21 protein-coding genes and 1 tRNA gene are annotated in these 19,623 nt (G+C 68.5%); 10 read left to right on the forward strand and 12 right to left on the reverse strand.

Annotation, left to right across the window (positions count from 1 at the left end):
• Positions 1-51 precede the first annotated feature (51 nt).
• Both BLS95_RS27000 and BLS95_RS27005 read right to left on the reverse strand, forming a co-directional pair.
• Positions 52-1,155: a glycosyltransferase gene (locus BLS95_RS27000; protein WP_090936967.1), complete on the reverse strand. Its 1,104-nt coding sequence runs from the start codon at positions 1,153-1,155 to the stop codon at positions 52-54.
• A gap of 106 nt (positions 1,156-1,261) precedes the next feature.
• Positions 1,262-3,088, reverse strand: a complete 1,827-nt coding sequence (locus BLS95_RS27005; RefSeq protein ID WP_090936969.1) for a GAF domain-containing SpoIIE family protein phosphatase — start codon at positions 3,086-3,088, stop codon at positions 1,262-1,264.
• Between the two features lie 64 nt (positions 3,089-3,152).
• Here BLS95_RS27005 and BLS95_RS27010 point away from each other — a divergent pair, with 64 nt between their 5' ends.
• Complete coding sequence (locus BLS95_RS27010) at positions 3,153-3,869, forward strand: ANTAR domain-containing response regulator (protein WP_090936972.1); 717 nt, start codon at positions 3,153-3,155, stop codon at positions 3,867-3,869.
• Positions 3,870-3,972: 103 nt separating this feature from the next.
• On the opposite strand, the gene BLS95_RS27015 is transcribed toward BLS95_RS27010, so the two are convergent.
• The gene (locus BLS95_RS27015) at positions 3,973-4,329 is read right to left on the reverse strand and encodes an STAS domain-containing protein (RefSeq protein WP_090936974.1); all 357 of its coding nucleotides are present in this window, start codon (positions 4,327-4,329) and stop codon (positions 3,973-3,975) included.
• Between the two features lie 175 nt (positions 4,330-4,504).
• Between BLS95_RS27015 and BLS95_RS27020 the strand changes: the two genes are divergently transcribed.
• Positions 4,505-5,275 carry a SigB/SigF/SigG family RNA polymerase sigma factor gene (locus BLS95_RS27020; RefSeq protein WP_090936977.1) on the forward strand — a complete coding sequence of 257 codons (771 nt, stop codon included), beginning with the start codon at positions 4,505-4,507 and terminating at the stop codon, positions 5,273-5,275.
• Between the two features lie 15 nt (positions 5,276-5,290).
• Positions 5,291-5,704: an ATP-binding protein gene (locus BLS95_RS27025; protein ID WP_090936980.1), complete on the forward strand. Its 414-nt coding sequence runs from the start codon at positions 5,291-5,293 to the stop codon at positions 5,702-5,704.
• An 81-nt stretch (positions 5,705-5,785) separates the two neighbouring features.
• Here the strand turns inward: BLS95_RS27025 and BLS95_RS27030 are convergent, their stop codons facing one another.
• The 4 genes from BLS95_RS27030 to BLS95_RS27045 form a co-directional block, all read right to left on the reverse strand.
• Positions 5,786-5,980, reverse strand: a complete 195-nt coding sequence (locus tag BLS95_RS27030; protein ID WP_090936983.1) for a hypothetical protein — start codon at positions 5,978-5,980, stop codon at positions 5,786-5,788.
• 6 nt (positions 5,981-5,986) lie between these two features.
• The gene (locus BLS95_RS27035) at positions 5,987-6,799 is read right to left on the reverse strand and encodes a hypothetical protein (RefSeq protein WP_090936986.1); all 813 of its coding nucleotides are present in this window, start codon (positions 6,797-6,799) and stop codon (positions 5,987-5,989) included.
• Positions 6,800-6,806: 7 nt separating this feature from the next.
• Entirely contained in the window at positions 6,807-7,352 is a 546-nt protein-coding gene (locus BLS95_RS27040; RefSeq protein WP_090936988.1) for a hypothetical protein, read from the reverse strand.
• Positions 7,353-7,419: 67 nt separating this feature from the next.
• Positions 7,420-7,845 (reverse strand): helix-turn-helix domain-containing protein, encoded by a 426-nt coding sequence (locus BLS95_RS27045; RefSeq protein ID WP_090936991.1) that lies wholly within the window; start codon positions 7,843-7,845, stop codon positions 7,420-7,422.
• Positions 7,846-7,940: 95 nt separating this feature from the next.
• On the opposite strand from BLS95_RS27045, the gene BLS95_RS27050 reads away from it, so the two are divergent.
• Positions 7,941-8,017 (forward strand) — tRNA-Pro (locus tag BLS95_RS27050).
• Here BLS95_RS27050 and BLS95_RS27055 read toward each other — a convergent pair.
• Genes BLS95_RS27055 through BLS95_RS27065 form a run of 3 tightly spaced genes read right to left on the reverse strand, consistent with a single transcriptional unit; the run spans position 7,996 to position 10,915 of the window.
• Positions 7,996-9,240, reverse strand: coding sequence for a tyrosine-type recombinase/integrase (locus tag BLS95_RS27055; RefSeq protein ID WP_245765298.1), 1,245 nt, complete (start codon positions 9,238-9,240; stop codon positions 7,996-7,998). The two genes, BLS95_RS27050 and BLS95_RS27055, sit on opposite strands and share 22 nt — an antisense overlap.
• On the reverse strand, positions 9,237-9,437 hold the full coding sequence (locus BLS95_RS27060; protein ID WP_090936994.1) for a helix-turn-helix domain-containing protein: 201 nt from the start codon (positions 9,435-9,437) through the stop codon (positions 9,237-9,239). Before BLS95_RS27060 ends, BLS95_RS27055 begins: the two co-directional genes overlap by 4 nt.
• A complete protein-coding gene (locus BLS95_RS27065; protein WP_090936997.1) occupies positions 9,434-10,915 on the reverse strand; it encodes a replication initiator in 1,482 nt (493 codons plus the stop codon). Before BLS95_RS27065 ends, BLS95_RS27060 begins: the two co-directional genes overlap by 4 nt.
• A 112-nt stretch (positions 10,916-11,027) precedes the next feature.
• On the opposite strand from BLS95_RS27065, the gene BLS95_RS27070 reads away from it, so the two are divergent.
• Together BLS95_RS27070 and BLS95_RS27075 are read left to right on the forward strand one after the other, a co-directional pair.
• The gene (locus BLS95_RS27070; protein ID WP_090937000.1) at positions 11,028-11,897 is read left to right on the forward strand and encodes a GntR family transcriptional regulator; all 870 of its coding nucleotides are present in this window, start codon (positions 11,028-11,030) and stop codon (positions 11,895-11,897) included.
• Between the two features lie 84 nt (positions 11,898-11,981).
• Positions 11,982-12,398: a hypothetical protein gene (locus tag BLS95_RS27075; RefSeq protein ID WP_143043881.1), complete on the forward strand. Its 417-nt coding sequence runs from the start codon at positions 11,982-11,984 to the stop codon at positions 12,396-12,398.
• 480 nt (positions 12,399-12,878) lie between these two features.
• Here BLS95_RS27075 and BLS95_RS54425 read toward each other — a convergent pair whose 3' ends face one another.
• Entirely contained in the window at positions 12,879-13,202 is a 324-nt protein-coding gene (locus tag BLS95_RS54425) for a hypothetical protein (RefSeq protein WP_143043882.1), read from the reverse strand.
• A gap of 324 nt (positions 13,203-13,526) precedes the next feature.
• On the opposite strand from BLS95_RS54425, the gene BLS95_RS27090 reads away from it, so the two are divergent.
• The 4 genes from BLS95_RS27090 (at position 13,527) to BLS95_RS27115 (ending at position 18,137) form a co-directional block, all read left to right on the forward strand.
• Positions 13,527-14,303 carry a hypothetical protein gene (locus BLS95_RS27090; RefSeq protein WP_090937054.1) on the forward strand — a complete coding sequence of 259 codons (777 nt, stop codon included), beginning with the start codon at positions 13,527-13,529 and terminating at the stop codon, positions 14,301-14,303.
• A 936-nt stretch (positions 14,304-15,239) separates the two neighbouring features.
• Entirely contained in the window at positions 15,240-16,229 is a 990-nt protein-coding gene (locus BLS95_RS27105) for an aldo/keto reductase (protein WP_090937144.1), read from the forward strand.
• A gap of 7 nt (positions 16,230-16,236) precedes the next feature.
• A complete protein-coding gene (locus tag BLS95_RS27110; RefSeq protein WP_090937064.1) occupies positions 16,237-17,076 on the forward strand; it encodes a helix-turn-helix transcriptional regulator in 840 nt (279 codons plus the stop codon).
• A gap of 167 nt (positions 17,077-17,243) precedes the next feature.
• Positions 17,244-18,137, forward strand: a complete 894-nt coding sequence (locus tag BLS95_RS27115; protein ID WP_090937067.1) for an SDR family NAD(P)-dependent oxidoreductase — start codon at positions 17,244-17,246, stop codon at positions 18,135-18,137.
• A gap of 964 nt (positions 18,138-19,101) precedes the next feature.
• Here the strand turns inward: BLS95_RS27115 and BLS95_RS27130 are convergent.
• A partial coding sequence (locus BLS95_RS27130; RefSeq protein ID WP_143043883.1) for a GlxA family transcriptional regulator occupies positions 19,102-19,623 on the reverse strand: 522 nt, incomplete at its 5' end.

The following is a 19,623-nucleotide window of genomic DNA, read 5'->3' on the forward strand; positions in this document are numbered from 1 at the left end:
GACATGATTCCGGCAGGCGGCCGGTCGGCCGCCTGCCGGAACAGGGGGTGGTCAGGCGCAGGCCGCCTCGTAGACGCGTACCAGCTCCTGACTGACCCGCTCCCAGGAGTAGCGCGAGCGCGCCCGGTCGGCCCCCGCGTAGCCGAGCGCGGTGCGCAGGGTGGGGTCCCACAGCAGCTCGCGGGCCAGCCGGGCGGTGCGCGCGGGGCGGTCCGGCGGGACCAGCAGGCCGGTGACGCCGTCGATGACGGAGTCCAGGTGCGCGCCGACGGCCGAGGCGATCACCGGTACGCCGCAGGCCATCGCCTCCAGCGCGACGACCCCCGTGACGGCCTCGCGCGGCACCGACACCACGGCGTCCGCGCTGCGCATGAGCTTGGGCACCGCGGCCCGCTTGACCTGGCCGAGCAGCGTGACCCGGTCGGCCACGCCGAGCTCCTCCGCCAGGGCGCGCAGGCGGCGGGCGTCCTGGTCGTTGTCGAGGTGCTCGGGCTCCGGCCCGCCGGCGATGACCAGCTCGACCTCGCCGAGTCCCTGCAGCGCGCGTATGACGGTGTCCGCGCCGCGGTCCACGGTGAGCGGCCCCACGTGCACCAGCCGCTTGCCGGCGCCGCGGGTGGCCACCGCGCCGCGGCGCTGGAAACGCTCGGTGTCGACGCCGTACGGGACGACGGCGATGTTGCCGCGCGGCACGCCGAGCCGGATCAGCGCCGACTCCTGGTCGCCCGAGCCCGCGATGACCGCGTTGGCCCGGCGCCCGAGCGCCCGCTCCAGCTCCTTGTGGGTGGAGTCAATGCCGTAGAAGGTCTGGGTGACGGGAACGCCCAGGCCCTTCGCGCCCGCCACCGCGGCCAGGCCGCAGGTCCACGAGTGCGCGTGGATCACGTCCGGGCGCTCGTGGCTCCACCGCTCCATCAGGTGGTGGCCCACGTCGTTGAGATAGGGCGCCACTTCGTCGGCCGGAAGCTCCATGGCCGGGCCCACGTCGATCTGCTCCAGCGTGACCCCCGGGGCCACCCGCGTCTTGGGCTTGCCCTCGGCATTGTCACGCCGGGAGTAGATGGTGACGTGATGCTCGCGTCCCAGCTCACGTGCTACGGAAAGGATGCGGTGACGCTGGTTTCCCCCGGCAGATGCGACGATAGCAATATTCATGGCACACCTCTGCGTGAAATGCGTTAAAGGTGCACCTGCGTCTTAGGCACATCGATCTGTATCTCCGACCATACCCAGGTTTTCGCCGATCGCAAACCCCTGCGGATCAGACGCCCCGCAGGGCCAGCACCACGATCTCGTCCCAGACCTGGCCGCCCGAGAACGCGTGCCGGTCCGCCTCCACCGCCTTGACCACGGTGGACGGCGACTGGCCCGCGCACCGGCCGAGCACGTCGGCCAGCCTTTCCTCGCCGTAGGGCTCGCCAATGTCGTTCCTGGAGGAGATCAGGCCCTCCGAGTAGAGCACCAGCGTCTCCCCCGGGTGCACCGTCAGCGTCTCCACGCCGGTCTCCGCATCGGGCGAGATGCCCAGCGGCACACCGCCGCCGGCGGCGTAGCGGACGACGCCATCGGGCTGCAGCAGCACCGCCGGATGGTGCCCGGCCGAGGAAAGTTTGATCTCCCGCCCGCGTACGAACCCGGCCACGGCCATCACGAACATGCCCGTGCCCTGCGCGACCAGGGCCTCGTTGACCTTGCGCATCACCGCGGCGGGGTCGGACTCCCAGGCGCTCAGCACCCGCAGCCCGCCGCGCACCATGGCGCTGACCGAGGCCGCCTCCTCGCCCTTGCCCGCCGCGCCGCCGAGCGCGAACCCCCAGCCGCCCGAGACCGGGAACACGTCGTAGAACTCGGCGCCCACCGACGAGCCCGGGTGGTAGACGGCCGCGGCCTCGTAGCCGGGCACGTCGGGCAGCTTGCGCGGCGCGACGCTGGCCGACAGCGCGTCCGCCGCCCGCGAACGGCGCTGGAAGGTCGTCTGGGCCCGTACCGCCAGGCCGACCTGCAGCCCGACCTCCTGCATCACGGCCAGGTCGGCCAGCGCGAACGGCGGCCTTTCGTGCGTGCGCACCAGCGTCAGCACGCCGTCGCCGGACCCGATCGGCACGCACAACATCGAACCCGCGCCCATCGCGGTCAGCAGCGGCCCCTCGGCGCAGAACCCGAGCAGGGTCTCGTCGTCCACCATCTCGTAGACCACGCCGGAGCCGCGCTCCAGCACCTGCAGGACCACCTGGCTGGCCACCGGGTCGGAGGACTCCACCTGGCGCACGAGCTCGCCCATCGGCTGGTTCTTGGGCCCCACGACGACGGAGCGGTGCGGCAGCCCCGCCCGCACCATGTCGGCGATCACCCAGTCCGCCCACTCGGCCCCCAGCAGCCGGGTCGCCCGCGCCAGTGCGACGGGGCGCAGCAGCGTCTCCTCGTCCAGCAGCAGCGTGGCCATCCTGACCAGCAGGTCCTGCCGCTTGGCCGCCGTCAGCAACAGCGCGCTGTCGGACGCCTCGGGCCGCCGCGCGCCCGGCTCGGGCAGCTGCACCTCGGTCGGCAGCACCACCGCCGCCACCATCTGCTGCGGCTCGCCCGGCATGGTCAGCCTGGTCAGCGCCACCTGCGCCGTGTGCGTGCGCCCCTGGTGCGCCAGCCGCGTCTCGAACGCCGCCGGCTGCCCGGTCTGCAGCACCGACGTCAGGTGGGAGCGGAAGGCCGCCCGTCGCGACACGTCCACCAGCAGCGGGAACGACCGGCCGACCAGGTAGCCGTCGGGGCTGCCGAGCATGCGTGAGGTCTCGGGATTGATCCGCCTGACCACGCCGCCGCCGTCGAGCACCACGACCGGCACGGGGAAGGCCCGGAACACCTGGCGCAGCAGCTTCAGCTCCCGCTGCGTGCCGTCTTTCTTGCTTCCTGGCCGCTTGGGAGCCTTGCGCAGCGCCTCTCCGGCCGCGGCGAGCAGTTCGGCGGCGGTGTCGAGCTCGGCCAGGGCGGCGTCGAGCGTGGGCGCGAGGTCGGCGGGGTAGGCCATCCTCGCCTCACGCAACGAGGAGACGCGCCCCGCCAGCGCGTCCAGCGCGTGTTCGAGGTCGGGCATGGTCACCCTCTGACGCTACGCCACCCGGGATAAGGGGGGCCATATCGGGTAGAGGCTAATCGCTATGGAATCGACCGCGATGATCACCCCCGGTCTCGCCCGGGACCTGGCCGCACTCGGCCGGCTGGGCGAGGACAACTCGACGGAGAGCGTACTGCGCGGGCTCACCACGGCGCTGGCGGCCGGGGTGCCCGGGTGCTCGGGAGCCTCCGCGGAGCACTGGCGCGACCAGCGGGTCCTGGTCTCGGGCTCGCACAGCGAGCTCATCATGCTCGTCGAGGGCGAGCGGGAGCTGGGTGAGGGCCCGGCCACCGAGGCCAGGCAGAGCGGCGCCCGCGCCACCGTGGCCGACGTGCTCAGCGACACCCGCTGGCCCCGCTACGACGCCATGGCCAGCCGCTGGGGCGTGCGCTCCGTGCTCGTCGTCCCCATCGACGTGACCCCCGCCGTGCTGGTCGTGGGCCTGTACTCGGTACGCCCGAGGGCCTTCTCCCCCCTGGGCGCCCATTCGCTGGCCGACATGCTGACCGAGCAGGTCGGCGTGGCCATGGCCAACATGTGGGACTTCGAGGAGGTGCGCACCGACGCCGCCCAGCTCCAGGAGGCCCTGGCCGGGCGGTCGCTGATCGACCAGGCCAAGGGCATCATCATGCAGACCAGCGGAGTCACGTCCGACGAGGCGTTCGAGGAGCTGCGCAGGATCTCCCAGCACCACCAGGTCAAGGTGGCCGACCTGGCCCGGCTGCTGGTCGACGAGCACCAGCGCAAGTCGAAACGCTGAGACCGGGGCGGCCTGTGCCGAGCACCGAGGCCGGTCCGCCCGGCCAGTCGAGCACTGAGGCCGGGCCGCCCGGCCAACCGATTGCCGCGGCCGCGCCGCCTCGTCAGCCGATGGCGGCCAGGGCGTCGTCGAGGGTGTCGTAGAGCGGCAGACGCTGGGCCAGCCCCGTGATCCACATGACCTTGGACTTGGAGTATTCGACGCCGACCAGCGCGAACCTGGACCCCGAGGCCAGGCTCGTCTGCCAGTGGTGCACGATCAGCCCGAGCGCGCGCGAATCCATGAACGTCACCCCGGCCAGGTCAAGGATGAGGTTTGAGCCCGCCATGGACAGGTAATCGGCGAACTGCTCGCGCGTCGTGGCGTCGAGCACACCGTCGACGGTGATCACGGTGATCTCGTCCACGGTCGACGACGTCAGGCTGAGGGCCGCCATGTGCCCCTCGCCGTTTTCCGGCATTGTCACGAAGCAACCCTACTGTCACCGCACCAGAGAGGAATACTTCGCGCCACACGGGGGAGACTGGATCCGAAGTCCAGCAGAGGGCTTTCGTCTCGAGAGTAGAGCGAGGCGTGCCTCTGCCTGGGCTTTTTCTGCTGGGGGAGGGCGCCTGCGGTCCATATGAGGAGCAGCGATGGCTGTGCAGGAATACATCCTCGAGGAGATGACAGCAGAAGACCTCCTGGCCGAGATGGTCAGGGAGGACACGCCCGGCAGCCACAGGGAGCGGCTGCGTGAGCGCATCGTCGAGATGCACCGGCCGCTGGCCATGGAGATCGCCAGGCGCTACCGCTATCGTGGCGAACCTTTGGAGGATCTCCTCCAGGCCGCGTATGTTGGCCTGATGAAGGCGGTCAACGGCTTCGACCCGAGCCTCGGTCACGCGTTCAGGGGCTACGCGGTCGTGACCATGACCGGCGAGGTCAAACGGCACTTCCGCGACCGCACCTGGGCCATCCGGGTGCCCCGGCTCTACCAGGAGCGCCGCTCGGAGCTCAACAGGCTCGTGGCGGATCTCAGCCAGGATCTGGGCAGGTCACCGACGGTGGCGGAGCTGGCCGCCAAGATGAACATCACCGAGGAGGACGTCCTGCTGACACTCGACGCCTCCGCCGCGTACAGCACCCTGTCGCTCGACGCGCCGCTCGGCACCGACGACGACGCCGCCTCGCTCGGCGACGTCATCCCGGAGGACGACGACACGCTGAGCAACATGGTCGACAGGGAAGCCGTCAAGCCCCTCATCGACGCGCTCCCCTCCCGTGAGAAGCACATCCTGTTGCTGCGGTTCTTCGGCAACATGACGCAGGCCGAGATCGCCGCGGAGTTCGGGATCTCGCAGATGCACGTCTCACGTATCCTCCGTAAGGTTCTCGACCAGCTACGCACCGAGCTGGTCGGCTGAGAAGGTGGTCGTCGGGTGAACGAGGACGTAGAGCCTCAGTCGGGCTACACGAGCCCGCCACCCGGCGTGCCCGTGAAACAGCTCAGCTTCCGGCTGCCGGGCCTGCCATTGGTCCGGCAGTTCGCCGAGGACGAGGCCCGCGCCGCCGGCATTCCCGAGGAGTCCATCGGCGACTTCGTCATCGCCGTCAACGAAGTGGCCACCAACGCCGTCACCCATGGCGCGGACGACGCCAGCATCCGTGCCTGGACGATAGACGGCGACCTGGTCGTCGAGATCCACGACCACGGCACGTGGAAGCCGGGCCCGATGCCGGGCGCCGTGGGTGGCATGGGCCTGTGGGTGGCCCGCCTGCTCTCCTCCGACCTGACCTTGCGCGTCGGCAGGGGCGGCAGCACTGTGATCATGCGTTTCCCCGGCAAGGGGTGACTTCCGGGGTTCCGGTGGCTCAACCGACCGGAGGCCGCGATCGCGGCCTCCGGTCGGTCGTGTGCGCGTCATCGTTCACCTTCAACGACGGGTACGGCCGCGCCAGTTGCTGGTCCCGCTACGGATGGAGGCCGTGCCGATGCCGGCCTGATGCAGCGCCAGCAGGGTCAGCCCCAGCAGGGCGAACGTCATCCCGGAGAACCCGCCGATGCGGACGCCCACGAGGTCGAGCAGGAATCCCAGCCCGAAGACGATCGCCGCGACTATTGCGAGCATGTCATGTCACCTCATTCCCAGACTTGAGAAGCCCTGCCCCGGCACGCCCTGACTTGAAAGGTTCGGGTCGGGGAGGCCGGTGCCCTGGTTGGAGAGGGTCAGCAGGCGCTCCAGGACGTTCCTGTAGTCGCGCAGCGCCAGGCGCAGCTGTTCGGTGTCGGAGGCCTCGGCGTCCTTCCAGCGGCCGCGCAGGGTGCTCGTACGGCTGTTCAGGCTGCTGGTGAGGGACTCGACGACCTCGCCCACCAGGCCGTCGGCGCGCTGGACCGCCTCGCCGGGGTCGTCCACGAACGACGCCTGCAGGTCGCGCCAGCGGGCCTGCACCTCGGCGGGGTCCTGGTCGAACAGCCCCGCCTCCTCGGGGAGGGCGTGCGCGGGGGCGGCGCCGGGGACGGAGGTCGCGCCGGGGAGATAGGCGGGCTCGCGGCCCGCCGAGGTTCCAGGGGTGTCGGGTTCCGGTTCGGCCGGCCTGTCGCCGCCGGTCCGGGCGTAGGGGTCCTGGTAGGTGGTGTCGCCGGACTCGGGGGGACTCACGGCGCCGGGGACGGCGGCCGCGTACTCGTCGTCGGCCCGGGGCGACCTCAGCCCGTCCCGATCACGGACGTCCTCGCCACGGCCGTGGAATGACCCCGGCTCGCCCTCGCCACGGGCACGTTCATCGCTTTCCGTGAGGGATTCGTCACGGATGTAACCGTCTCCCCTTCCGTCCCGCTCGCCCTTCGTCGTCTCGTCCTCGACGTTGGCATCGGTCTTGGCGGCGGGATCGACCTTCGTATGGTCGCCGCGTTGCGACGGCACTTTCAGCTCATCGCTGCTCATATGTGCCTCACCGTCCTCGTGTGGTCTCATGCAACAGCTCCTCGAAGAGCGCGCGGTAGTGCACCATGGCCTGCCGGAGCTCCTCCGTGGAGGACTCGTCCCTGGCCGCCCGCCCGCTGATCTCGTGAGCCGTCCTGTAGTGATCGAGAGTCTCCGCGTGCCCCACCGACAGGTCGGACAGCCGCTGCTCGAAGTTCTCCGTCGGGTAGCCCCGCTCCGCCATGACCGCCGTGACCAGCTGGTCGGCCTCGGTCACCGCGAAGGCGGGCGCGTCGACGAAGCGCTCCTGCACCTCGGTCCAGCGCTGCGCGTAGGTGTCCCGGGACTCAGCCGTCAGGGGCCGGATGTCGAGCTCGGCATGCCGTTGCTCGCGTTCGAGCAGCTCCTGCTCCGCCTCCCGCCGGTTGTCCCGCTCGGCGACTATGCGTTCGTACTCCGGGCCGAAACGTTCGCGGAGATGGTTGCGGCGCTGCTGTCTCAGCCCGATATAGCCGATCACGGCGACCGCCACCACGACGACCACGACGACGGCCACCCAGAAAGAGGTGGTCATGATGTTCGCCTCCGGTCTCTTGTTGAGACCAGCGACTGCCCTCGAACAACGCGCCGAAACTAGCGTTTCAGCGGGCTTCCAGGCCCTTCCTGGCCGCCTCCAGCACGGATGCGACATGCGAGCCCGTTGATGCCGCCGGGACCTCGGTGAATCCCTCGCCGGCGTCGTACCGTACGTCGAGCCCCGCGTCCACGAGCCGCTGCGCCCACCGCAGCGCCGTGTTCAGCCGCTCGGGCGCGGGCGGCTTGCCCTGCGCGGCGGCCGACAGGTTCCGCAGGTTCGTCGCGGGCCCGGACTGGCTGTGGGCGCGGGCGAGCTTCCACGGCACGGCCCCGCTGTGGTCGAGCATCGGCCTGGCCAGCCCGGCGGCCCGCTTGGCCTGCAACACCCCGGACTCGCTGACACCGAAGTGCGCAGCCAGCTCCTGCACGCTCATCCCCTCAGCGACCAACCTGGCCAGCTCCCGCCGATCAATGCTCGGCTTCCGCCCCACCGGCCACCTCCACTCCCGGTTTCACGTGTGCGCGCGTACCTCCGATGTGCGCTAAGGTTATGACGTCCCGCCCCGCAGGGGGCGGCCGACACAACCGGGACGTAGCGCAGCTTGGTAGCGCACTTGACTGGGGGTCAAGGGGTCGCAGGTTCAAATCCTGTCGTCCCGACCACGCTTCGGCTGGTCGAGCAGGGTGTCACTCAACAGAGTGACACCCTTTCGCATCTGGTGAGTGACTAACTGAGTGACTATCAGGTGAAGAGCTGGTCCATCGCTGCAGCTCCACCTAGGAGTACGGGGCGTATCTGCTTCCGGTAGACGGCTTCGGTAACGGCGGTGCCACTGTGACCGACGAGACGAGCGATGTCCTCCAGGGGGGACGCCGGAGTCGGAGAGCAGCAAGACGAAGCTGTGCCGCATCTCTCGGGGCGTCCAGTAGTAGGCGGGCATCCCAGCGTCCTTGACGATCTTCCGGAACGCCCTCCGTACGTTGTGAGCGTCGAGCGGCATACCCACGAGGGACGCGAAGATCAAGCCGCGCTCCTTCCACCTCTCCCCCGCCTCCTTCCTCTCCGTCCGCTGCTGCTCCTTGTGCACCGTGAGTGCCTCTACGCACCGCTTGGGCAGCGCCAGAGACCTCCGTGAGCGCTTGGTCTTGGCGTCGCCTCCTTCGCGTACCGAGCGCCACACGGCGATCCACGGCGGTATGTCCTTGTCCGGATCGCCAACGAGATCAACCTCCTTCCAGGTGAGCGCCCGCAACTCCTCGGTACGAGCACCGATCAGCAGCGAGAGGACCACGTAGGCGTACAGGCGCGAGCCTTCCGCCGCGTTGAGCAGGGCCGTCGCCTGGTCGAGGGTGAGGGACTTGGACGGGCGGCCCTCCTTGCCCTCTGGGATCTCGCAGAGGCCCACGACGTTGCGCTTGACCTTGTCGCGGGCCTGGGCAAACTTCACCGCGCGGTTCAAGCACGAGTGGAGCAGTCGCACCGAGCGCGCGGCGAGGACCTTGGCCTTGCCGACGAGCCACCGGTCCACGTCCTCAGCGCTGAGTTCACGCAGCTTGCGGGCGCCCAAGTCGGGAATGATGTGCTTGTCGCACAAGATCCGGTAGTTCGTGACCGTGTTCGCGTTCCGGCCATGCAAGCCATAGGCAAGCCAGCTCGTCACGGCGTCCGCGACGGTGTAGTTCGCGGGGCCACTGGCAAGCCCGTCCTCATGGTCGCGAATGATCTCTTTGAGCTTGGCCTTGGCTTCGGTCTTGGTCTTGCCGCTGGCCTTCTTGACAATGCGCTTGCCGGCCGGGGTGTAGCCGACCGTCACCGAGGCGATCCAGCGTTGCCGGTTCTCGTCCCAGTGCAGACCGCCGTCTCCTCGGCTGCGTCGTTCGGTCATGAAGCCTCCTGTTCGAGTAGGGAGATGTAGTCCTCTATGGCTGAGGCGGGGATGAGCCTGGTCCGACCTTGAGTGACGGAGCGAAGCCGTCCGGAGCGAATGAGTTCGTAGATCACGCTGCGGCTGAGGCTGAGTAGATGCATGGCGTCGCAGACGCGGTAGAGCCGCCGATCGTGGGCGGGTAGGGGTGGGGTCATTCATCCGCCTGCGCGGCCGCGATCTGGCGGGCGGTCTGGACGCGCTGGCGGAGGTGTTCGGCCATGATCGCCTCGCCCGGCGTGTAGCCGATTCCGGCGAAGCGCCAGTGACCCAGGACGAGCGTGGTGGCGTCACCGAGGGCGGGCAGGCCGTGGCGTTCGCGGGCTTCGGCGGCACGGTGGGCGGCGCGGGCGTTCCGCAGGTCGGTGAGGTTGAGCGAGTAGGCGCGGCTCTTGCTGGAGAAGTGACCACGGAAGCCGAGCATGTGTGCCCATGGGCGGAGCCGCAGCGCCCGAAACTCAGGGCGTGCGCCGAGGTCCCAGCAGGTACGGATCATGCGGCGGGCGTGGTCGGTGACGGGCAGGGCGTCCAGGGTGAGGCCGGGCTTGAGGCCGGTGCCGTGGCAGTGCCCGCAGGGGGTCAGCACGGTCAGTCGCCCGCGTCCGGCGCAGGCCCGGCAGGACAGGCGGTGATCGACGGTGCCTGAGGCTTCGGCCCCTTTGGTGGCGTACTTGGCGATGTAGGAGGCGACGGCGCGTTCGCTGAGCCCGTCCGCGCGTGAGTCGAACAGGATGGGGCGGATGTCGAGCTGCTCACCCCAGACGAGAGTCCACCGGCCGAGATCGCTGGGCGGGGTGGTGACGGTGACCTGGCGGGCGGCGGGCGGGATGGCCTGGGTGAGCAGGTGGTGATCGGCCCAGTCGGGTGGCGGCTGGTGCGGCCCGGCGGGGCCGTCGAGGCGGATGATGGCGTGGAAGTGGATCAGGCCGCGCCGCTGGTACTCGGCGACCTTGGCGAACGACACCTTGACGTGCTCGGCGAAGGCACGGCGGCTCATCCCGGTCTGCGTGGCGAGCTCTTGGCGCAGGGCGAGGGTGAAGCGGTGCCACAGCGCGCCCGCGTGGGCCTGCCAGAGCACCGCGCCGGGATAGTCGTAGCAGCCGAGGCAGAGGGGTTGGCCGAGTCGTTCGTCGTGGGGTTCGTGCTGCTGGTGGCAGCCGACCGGCCGCCCGTGCTCGCATCGGGCGTCGTGCTTGCGGGGGCGGCAGGCGCGGCCGTCGCGGTGGGAGTGGACGGGGCCGAAGGACGGCGCGGTCAGGGTGACGAACGCGCGGGGGTGTGCGCTGACCGTCTCCGGAACGCCTTTGCCGCCGGACAGGCCCGCCCGGATCAGGTGGAAGGTGTCGGCCTGGTAGGTCTGTGAGCAGGCCGGGCAGACCGAGGCCCGCCGGTTGCCGCAGGCCATCAGGAGATGCCCGGACGGCTCCCCGTCGGTGGTGTAGGCGTGCAGGACCTCGCCCGTGCCCGCGTCCACGATCATCGACCCTCCGGCCAGGTGCACCGGGTGGGCGTATCCGCCGGTGGCCGCGACCATGGAGCGCCACCGCTCGTAGTCCGGCGCGTTGATCAGGCGGGCGAGATCGGCCAGCCACTCGCCGCCGAACGGCTGCTCGTCGTGCCGTTCCTCCTTGCTCATAGGGCACCACCTCCTCTGCTCGACTACCTGTACTACAGGTTGACAGACATGGCGCATGATAGTCAACCTGTAGTACAAGTAGTCCTGGAAGCTTTACCAAGGAAGGCGCAGCATGGAGAGCACCACCGACGACAAGGACGCCCGCTGGCGCGTCATCGCCACCGACCTACGAGCCGCCATCCTCGACGGCCGCTACCCACCCGGCGGCGCACTGCCCAGCGAACCCGAACTCGTCCGCAAATACGACGTCTCCCGCCCCACCGTCCGCAAGGCCATCGACACCCTCGTCTCCGAAGGGCTCGCCTACGTCATGCGCGGACGCGGCTCCTTTGTCCGCCCCATGCCCGAACGCCGCACCATCCTCATCACCGACCGCGACCGCCCCGACCTCGCCGCCCCCGGCAACCACCCCGACGTGCAAGCCTTCGGCTGGGACCTCGCCCAACGCGACCAAGAGGCCCCGCTGTCCACCGGCGAGAAGACCACCGCCACCCGCGACATCGCGATCATGCTCAGCATCCGGCCCGGCCACCCGATCATCCACCGCCGCAACCTGTGGCACCGAGGCCACGCCGCCGCCATCCACGGCGCATCGGTCTGCCTGGAGATCAACTCCTACACCAACGCCGACATGCTCCCCGACTGGGACGATCCCAAGCGCCACGCCCAATACCGCAAGCGCCCAGCCTTCTTCTACCAGTCCCTCATCCGCGAGCACGGCCCAGTCCGCTGGATGACCCTCACCACCGCCCGCATCGCCTACGAAGACGAACGCACCGCACTCGGCATGGACTACGCCGAAGCCGTCCTCATCATCCGCCGCACCATGGCCCACCCCAACGGCCACCCCATCGAAGTCACCGAGGTCAAAGCCCCCGCCAACCGCTACGAGATCGGCTACCACCGCGAACTCGCCGACGACCCGGATGTCGACCTGACACCGCAGGAACTCAGTGACAACGGCATAGACCTCGTGATCTAGTTGCCATTGCCAGCCATGAGGTACTTTTGGCCCTCCTAGACGGTCTCGGTGCAATCCGCGTCGTTTGCGACGAAGGTGCATGGCATGGGTGACCAGCCGAACGAAAGAGGTGCCGTGGTCAATCCCTTATCGGAGCGCAGCCCCTCCAGGCCAAGGGTCAAGCTGCTGACGATGCTGGTCATTGCGCATGTCCTTGCAGGTGCGTTCGCGGCTTTCGCGACATACGACCCCTACAGCAAGCGTGATATCTCGTTCATTCTTCAGAAGGTGCGTGAAGGCAAGGTACGCGAAGCGACTCTTATCGACGATGAGCAACGCCTCTCCGTCTCCACGATCGATGGTCAGAAGTGGTGCGCCCGCTATGGGCCGCCTGGCCTCTCTCAGGAGGCACTTCTGGAGGAGCTAATCAGGGCTGACCCGCTCGGCAACCTCAAGGTCACTACTGAGGTTTCGGTGTGGGGCATGAGACCCGACAGCACAGCTCAGACAGCACAGGTCTGAGTGGCTCAGAGTTTCTTTACTGGTTCAAGGGCTCGCTGCGCTCGCCACGGGGCCGCCCGCCCGCTTAGCGGTCTGGCGGGCTTGCGCATGCGGCCTTGGGGGCCGTTCGCGCCCGCCACCGCACGCGGGCGGGCGGCCCCGACGATGAGCATTCAAGAGCCTGCCGCCCCGCTTCCTGTGCTCGGGCCTGGAGGCCCTGCGCTCCGGGTCGGGTTGCCACCGATTCACTCAGGTTGCCGCCTGTGGTGGTTCCCCCGGCGTGGCGCAGGTCATTTCAGACTGCCCTCGATGAGGTGTCCGGTCCCTCCCGCGGCCTGGTCTCTGCCTGTAGGTTCGCGGCCAGTTCATCCAGCGTCTCCCCGCAACGGACATTGGACAGCCCGCTCGTCCGGGAAACCAAGGTCTTCCGAACGGCCACCCAGCCTCCGGCCATGTCCTGCACCTGCCACGCCGGGTAGCAGTCGATCACCTGCTTCAAGGTCACGGACACGGCGGCGCTCCGGTGACCGGCGCAGCGAGCGTGTGAGACTCCCGCAGTTGGGCGTAGCGGCGAGCGACGCGATGAGCTGCCCGAGCGGGCTCGGTGGCGGGGTGCCAGGCGTAGATGACTCGATACCGTCTCGCATCCCACCCCGACCGCCACCAGTACCGCCCGCCGTGACACCAGACGACCAGCCCGGCCCAGACGGACACCAGCGCCAGGCCGTAACCGTCGTGCACGTCTGCGGAGACGCCTCGGGCGGCCAGGGCGTCGGCCAGAGCTTCGGCGGCATGTGTCTCCGGCCGGGACGATGAGGGGCTCACAGCGCCTGCTCCGCTGTCTCCTGCTCCTTCAACTGCTCGGCGAGCCCAGCAACGTCGTCCGCATCGATCGTCTGGCAGAGGCCGTGATCCACTTCGTGCTGGGATAGACGCCGGCCGTTTCGCGTTGCCCAGAGACGCCCCGCCGAACTACGCCAAATACACCATCCGTGAAATGCCGCCTGGAGATCTTCGAGGATTACCGGGGTTGACATGGGAATAGCGTGCTTACTTAAGCGTGACGAACCCACCGCGTTATCAAGACGTCCAGGACGTTTCAGCGTTACGCTCAAAACGTCCCTGACGTCCTCCATTCCGAGGTGTACCGTGGCCAACGTCCCCCTGCGCAGCGCCATGCTGAACGCCCAGGTCACGAACCAGAACTTGGCCGACCGATGTGGCGTGGACGTCAAGACGGTGGAACGCTGGTTGCAGGACGAGACTCGCATTCCGCACCTACGGCACCAATGGGCCGCCGCAGAGGCACTAGGAGTTGAGACAGTCGTGCTATGGCCAGACGCAATTCGCAATACGGTGAAAACCGGGCCGGACAAGGAAGTCCTGACCGTTTATCCGTACCGTTCCGCATGCCCGAAATCAATCTGGCGCAACCTCATCAACTCGGCGCGCAACGAGATCGTGTTCGCCGGTTATACGAACTACTTCCTGTGGCTGGAACACCCGAACCTGGCCAAGGTCCTCAAACGGAAAGCACAGCAGGGCTGCAAGGTCCGGTTTCTCCTCGGCGACCCGGAGAGTGACGTCACCCGCCGCCGCGAGGAGGTGGAGAACGTCCCACTGACCGTGTCCACCCGCATCCGGATCACGTTGTCGGAGATCGAGCAGCTACGCGACGTTCCCGGAATCGAGGCCCGCTACGGTGACGAGCACATCGCCATGAGCGTGTTCCGGTTCGACTCGGAGATGCTCGTCACGCCCCATCTGGCCAAGCTCGTCGGTCACGACTCACCGATGCTGCACCTGCGGCGCTACCAGGACGACGGCTTGTTCGACCGATTCGCCTATCATGCCTCTGAGCTGTGGAGCAGCGGCCGTGACGTATGGCAGCAGCCCCAGCCCACGGGCCGGACACCGAGTGACTAACTGAGTGACGATCGGCCTGACCAGCCCTGGACCCCAGTGGACCGTACGGGACCGTAATCCCAGGTGGGGGCGGGTATACATCGTGATCCCGCCCCCGCATGATGTGCCTGGGGGTCAAGGGGTCGCAGGTTCGAATCCTGTCGTCCCGACGGTTGAGGGAGGCTAGTTACTCTGGGGTCTTCGTGGAGCTGAAACCAGACGCGATGGCAGGAGTCGACGTCGGTGCGGTCCACCCAGGCGTTATCCCCGGCCCGGGCGCGTGCCAGGGGTATCCGCGCAACCGGGTCAGGACGCTCGCAAGCCGGTCGGCCAGTGGCGTGAGCGCGCGGGAGATGTCGGCGAGGTCGTGCGGGATGCGGGTGTCCCAGGCGGAATCGCGGTGGTCGTTGACGGCGAGCCGGTCGCCGGCTGGTGGGCCGGAGTTGCCAGTCGGTGCAGGCCCGTAGCAGGAGGGCGTTGAGAGGGAGGAATTCGCGGTAGACGTCCCGGATTTGGTCGGCGCCGCCGACGCTGGTGAGTTCGGCCGCGAGCAGGCGCTCGTTCTCGGCCCGACCCGGTTCGGTATCGAGCCCGTACCGCTGCGCGACCACCGGTGTGTCCGCGAACCCGAGGATGCGGACCGCGTGCAGGACCAGCAGGCCGGGCGGGGAGTCGCGCGTCACGAGTCGGCGTCCTGCCGCGCCGTCAGGTGGGTGTAGTGCTGCTGTTGAATCCCATCGCGCTCGCTATCTGGGCCCAGGTCAGTCCGGCGCTGGGGGCGATGAACAGCAGGGCAGATTCACGTCCTTCGACTTCGATCTCGGGGAGTTCGTAGCGTCGTCCTGATAGGACGGGGCTACGCAGGACGATGGAGGATCCGCGTCACGGCTGCATGCTTCTCTTGCGGTCGCCGGAAGGGCGGCCCGGTAGGAGAAGTGGACGAATCCCGTTATGAGCATGAAAATGCGGGCGGTCGGCAGCCAGGGCCTGGTGACCTCGGTCGAGGGCCTCGGCACGATGGGCATGACCGCTATGTACGGCACACCGGACGACGCGGAGGGATTGTCCACCGTGCATCGAGCGATCGAGCTAGGCGTGTCGATGTTCGACACCGCGGACATGTACGGCCCGTTCAGCGGCGAGGAGTTTCTGGGACGGGCGCTGTCAGCCCATCGCGACCAGGTCGTGGTGGCGACCAAGGGCGGTGGCGTCACCCTCGACGAGACAGGGAAGATCGTCGGCGGCCCGAACGGCCGGCCGGACTATCTGCGTCGCGCTGTCGAAGGATCGCTCCGCCGCCTGGGCACGGATCGCATCGATCTGTACTACCTGCACCGGGTCGACCCGAATGTGCCGGTGGAGGAGTCCTTCGGCGCCCTCGGAGAGCTGATCACTGAGGGAAAGGTCCGCTACCTGGGGATCAGCGAAGCGTCCGCGGAGAGCATCCGTGCCGCTCACGCCGCTACGCCGCTCTCCGCGGTGCAGACGGAGTACTCGTTGTTCACCCGCACCGTGGAATCCAACGGTGTCCTCACCGCCGTTCGAGAACTTGGCATCGGGTTCGTGGCGTATTCGCCCCTCGGACGCGGGATGCTCACTGGTGGTCTGCGGTCGCTGGAGGGGTTGCCAGAGAGCGACTGGCGTCGTACTGCTCCCCGTTTCCTCGGGGAGAACCTGCGGCATAACCTGCAGTTGGTCGACAAGGTCCAGGCGATCGCCGAGAATCGTGGTGTCACGCCTGGCCGATTGGCGCTGGCATGGGTGCTGGCGCAGGGGGTGACCGCGATCCCCGGCACCAAGCGCCGGGCCTATCTGGAAGACAACGTGGCTGCGGCAGACATCGAGTTGGACAACGCAACGCTTGCGATGCTCGACGAAGCGGTTCCCGCCGGTGCCGTGGCGGGTGAGCGTTACACACCGATCGCGATGAGCGCAATTCAGGGGTGAGCATCCGATGGTGCACAGCGACGTGGGCAGTTTCCTGCGGGTCCGTCGTGAGGCGCTTCGGCCTGCGGACGTCGGGCTCGTGCCTGGCGCCCGCAGGCGGACACCTGGCCTGCGCCGCTCGGAGGTCGCATTGCTGGCCGATGTGTCCGTGGACTACTACGAACGGCTGGAGCGGTCCCGTACCGTCAAACCTTCCAAGGCGGTGCTGGCGAGCCTGTCCCGGGCGTTGCGGCTGTCGGTGGACGAGCGCGATTACCTCTATGAGCTGGCCGGCTATCCACCGCCCCGGCCCGGCGCGACCGGCAGCTATGTCGACCCCGCGATGATGTTCCTGCTCGACTCGCTGACCACGGTGCCCGCGCACATCGTCGACGACCTGACCACCGTGCTGGCTCAGAACCGGCTGAGCCACGCACTCATTGGCTCGTGGGCACACGGGGACGACCGTGCGAGCAACGTGACATGGCGCTGGTTCACAGATCCGTCGTCGCGCGCCCTCAACATCGCCGAGGAACACGAGGCGATCGGACGCGGTTACGCGGCGGACCTGCGTGCCGCCAGCGCTCACCGCGGTCAGGATCCCATCAGTGGCCGGCTCATCGCTGACCTCCTCGAAGCCAGCGAGGAATTCTCCCGCTACTGGGCCGCCATGGAGGTCCTCCCGCTGCGGTCCACGCGAAAGACGTTGATCCACTCGCATGTCGGGCAGTTGGACGTGCAGTGTGACTTCGTGCTCAGTTCCAGCACGGGGCACCGCCTGGTGATCTTCCGGCCGCAACCCGGCTCGACCACCGCGGACCACTTCGAGTTCCTGGATGTTCTGGGCCGGCAATCCCTGGAGGACTGACAGCCCTCAGCGGGTCCCGCACCTCGGTCAGCCCGAGCACATCGCCGAAACCGTGTCCTTACTCAAGCCTTGCGACGCGGAACCATCCGCCAAGTGGCCCACACCGGCGGCAGTCTCTCTAGACCATCTCACTGCATTGATCTACCGCACTGGAAAGAAGTCCCCTCATGTCCTCTGTTGTTCTGATCACTGGTGCCTCGACCGGGATCGGCAATCTGACTGCTCGCGCGCTCGCCACAGCCGGGCACACCGTCTACGCCAGCATGCACAACCTTGCGGGCCGCAACGCCAGTCACGCGAACGACCTGCTCGAACTCGGTCGCCGCGACGGCCTCGACCTGCGTGTGGTCGAACTCGACGTACAGTCCGAGCCGTCCGCTGAAGCGGCCGTCGCGACCATCCTCGACGAGGCGGGCCGGCTCGACACCGTCGTGCACAACGCAGGACACCTGTACATCGGCTACGTTGAGGCCTTCACTCCCGAAGACATCCAGCGACTGTTCGATGTCAACGCCCTTGGCATCCAGCGCGTCAATCGAGCCGTGCTCCCGCACATGCGCGAGCGCGGTTCGGGAACGCTGCTCTACGTCGGCAGCACCACCTCGGTGGTTGTGCCGCCTTTCATGGGGCCCTACGTCGCATCGAAGGCCGCTGCCGACGCTCTTGCGCAGGTGACTGCGTACGAAGTGAACCCGTTCGGCATCGAGACCGTCATCGTGGTACCCGGCCCCTTCACCCAGGGCACCCAGCATTTCCCCAACGCCAGCCACGCCGGTGACGTGGAACGCAGCCGCGCCTATGCCAGGCTCGACCCGCTGGTGGCCCGTTATGAAGAGGCCACGTCGGCTCTCTTCACCCCAGGCATGGACGCCCATCCAAGAGCCGTGGCCGAGGAGGTCGCCCGGATCCTCGCCCTGCCCGCCGGCACCCGCCCGTTCCGCAGCGTGGTCGACTTCACCAATGCCGGCGTCGAGAAGGTCAACGAGGCGATGCGTCGCGCACAGGAAGAGTTCATCACCCGCCTCGGCTACAGCGAGCTGCTACACGTGAGGACTGCGTAAGCCCTCCGGCAGCCCGTGTCGGCGCAGGGAGCCGGGCCCCGGGGCGTGCACTGATCCGCTATGAATGACGTGCTCACGGACAACCTGCTGTACCCCCGGACGTACCGCGATCCGGAGCGGGCCGGCGGAGGTTTCGACGTGGCCGTACGCGAGATCCTGCGGCACCGCGCGTCCGGCCAGTCACTCTGGTGTTCGGCCCGGAGGGTATCGACGAGGACCTACGGGTCGACATCGACATTGACGTCGGTCGGGCCGCGCTGACTGGTTGGCCGACGACACCATCGGCATCGAGCTGGAACCGGGCCCGCCCATCACCGTCGTGTGGTCGATCGACGACGCGCTATTCTCGGCCGGGCCATCGCTAACCTGCTGCTCGGCCTGGAGGAGGCCACCTCGGGCAGCATCCGCTTCGACGGGACGGAGCCGGCCGGGCTGGGCCGGCGGGAGCTGTTCGCGTTCCGCGCAGGCGCGCCAGCGCTCGTGGGGCGGCCATGCGGACCTCGGCCATGGCGTTGAAGACGTCCATGGACGCCTCGGCCTCGCCTCCGTCATGGGTCGCCCGGGCCTGGGCGGCCAGCGACTCCCGCTCACGGCGCAGGCTCTCGTCGTACTCGCTCTGCCGGTGCCTGGTAACGTCGGCGGCCGCGACGCGGTCGATCGACCGCGTCGGCGGAGGCCTGGCGGGCGTCGAACTCCTCCAAAGCCTCCCGGGCCGCTGCCCGGGTCGCCTCGTCGGCCAGCAGCGCGGTCTTGACCGCCTTCGGATGGCCGATGGCGTAGGCGGTGGCCGGCGAGTGCCGGACAGCTCCCGCAGCGTGTTCGGCACGCCCGACCGGAGCAGTTCGCTCATCGGCGTACCCGTGAACCGGCGATCGCCCACATAGCTCACCGGGCCGAGCGACACGCAGGCCCGCGGCAGCCGGTAGGTGGCGCGGGAGGACGCCCGCGCCCAGACCCCCAGGCGCTAATCCGCGCTCGCGCGGTGGGCCGTGCCAAACCCGCGTTGGTAGGCGGTGGGGCTGATCGACAGCTTCCTGGCGAAAACCCGTCGCATGCTTTCGTAGCTGGGGAACCCGGCAAGGATCGCGGCCTGCGTCGCGGTGCGTCCTTGGTCGAGCAGCGCCCTGGCCATGTCGAATCGGATGTTCTCCACGTACCGGGCCGGTGTCGTGGACAACTCGTCGTGGAAAAGCCGGGTGAGGTGCCGGGTGCTCACGTTGAGGTGTTTCGCGAGCTCACCGAGCGAGTGGTCCCCGCGGGGGTTCGCTGTCACCAAGTCGGTGATGCTGCGGAGAGCCGGCGAGCGGGGCGGCGGTCCTTGCAGCGGTGCCGAGAACTGGGACTGGCCGCCCGCGCGCTGCATGTAGACCACCAGGGCACGGGCGACGTCGCGCGCCACGTGGGGCCCGTGGTCCTCTTCGACGAGAGCGAGCGCCAGGTCGATGCCGGCCGTCACCCCTGCCGACGTGTAGCCGCTGAAGAGGTC

Origin of the sequence: Nonomuraea jiangxiensis (assembly GCF_900099965.1) — a bacterium.
GTDB classification, from domain to species: Bacteria; Actinomycetota; Actinomycetes; order Streptosporangiales; family Streptosporangiaceae; genus Nonomuraea; species Nonomuraea jiangxiensis.

What these genes read in the sequence shown, in the direction of transcription:
- BLS95_RS27000 (WP_090936967.1), bottom strand. Translation starts at nt 1,155, where the DNA reads ATGAATATTGCTATCGTCGCATCTGCCGGGGGAAACCAGCGTCACCGC.
- BLS95_RS27010 (WP_090936972.1), top strand. Translation starts at nt 3,153, where the DNA reads ATGGAATCGACCGCGATGATCACCCCCGGTCTCGCCCGGGACCTGGCC.
- BLS95_RS27040 (WP_090936988.1), bottom strand. Translation starts at nt 7,352, where the DNA reads ATGACCACCTCTTTCTGGGTGGCCGTCGTCGTGGTCGTCGTGGTGGCG.
- BLS95_RS27015 (WP_090936974.1), bottom strand. Translation starts at nt 4,329, where the DNA reads ATGCCGGAAAACGGCGAGGGGCACATGGCGGCCCTCAGCCTGACGTCG.
- BLS95_RS27110 (WP_090937064.1), top strand. Translation starts at nt 16,237, where the DNA reads ATGGTGCACAGCGACGTGGGCAGTTTCCTGCGGGTCCGTCGTGAGGCG.
- BLS95_RS27005 (WP_090936969.1), bottom strand. Translation starts at nt 3,088, where the DNA reads ATGCCCGACCTCGAACACGCGCTGGACGCGCTGGCGGGGCGCGTCTCC.
- BLS95_RS27030 (WP_090936983.1), bottom strand. Translation starts at nt 5,980, where the DNA reads ATGCTCGCAATAGTCGCGGCGATCGTCTTCGGGCTGGGATTCCTGCTC.
- BLS95_RS27075 (WP_143043881.1), top strand. Translation starts at nt 11,982, where the DNA reads ATGGGTGACCAGCCGAACGAAAGAGGTGCCGTGGTCAATCCCTTATCG.
- BLS95_RS27065 (WP_090936997.1), bottom strand. Translation starts at nt 10,915, where the DNA reads ATGAGCAAGGAGGAACGGCACGACGAGCAGCCGTTCGGCGGCGAGTGG.
- BLS95_RS27055 (WP_245765298.1), bottom strand. Translation starts at nt 9,240, where the DNA reads ATGACCGAACGACGCAGCCGAGGAGACGGCGGTCTGCACTGGGACGAG.
- BLS95_RS27060 (WP_090936994.1), bottom strand. Translation starts at nt 9,437, where the DNA reads ATGACCCCACCCCTACCCGCCCACGATCGGCGGCTCTACCGCGTCTGC.
- BLS95_RS27035 (WP_090936986.1), bottom strand. Translation starts at nt 6,799, where the DNA reads ATGAGCAGCGATGAGCTGAAAGTGCCGTCGCAACGCGGCGACCATACG.
- BLS95_RS27020 (WP_090936977.1), top strand. Translation starts at nt 4,505, where the DNA reads ATGGCTGTGCAGGAATACATCCTCGAGGAGATGACAGCAGAAGACCTC.
- BLS95_RS27070 (WP_090937000.1), top strand. Translation starts at nt 11,028, where the DNA reads ATGGAGAGCACCACCGACGACAAGGACGCCCGCTGGCGCGTCATCGCC.
- BLS95_RS27105 (WP_090937144.1), top strand. Translation starts at nt 15,240, where the DNA reads ATGAAAATGCGGGCGGTCGGCAGCCAGGGCCTGGTGACCTCGGTCGAG.
- BLS95_RS27115 (WP_090937067.1), top strand. Translation starts at nt 17,244, where the DNA reads ATGTCCTCTGTTGTTCTGATCACTGGTGCCTCGACCGGGATCGGCAAT.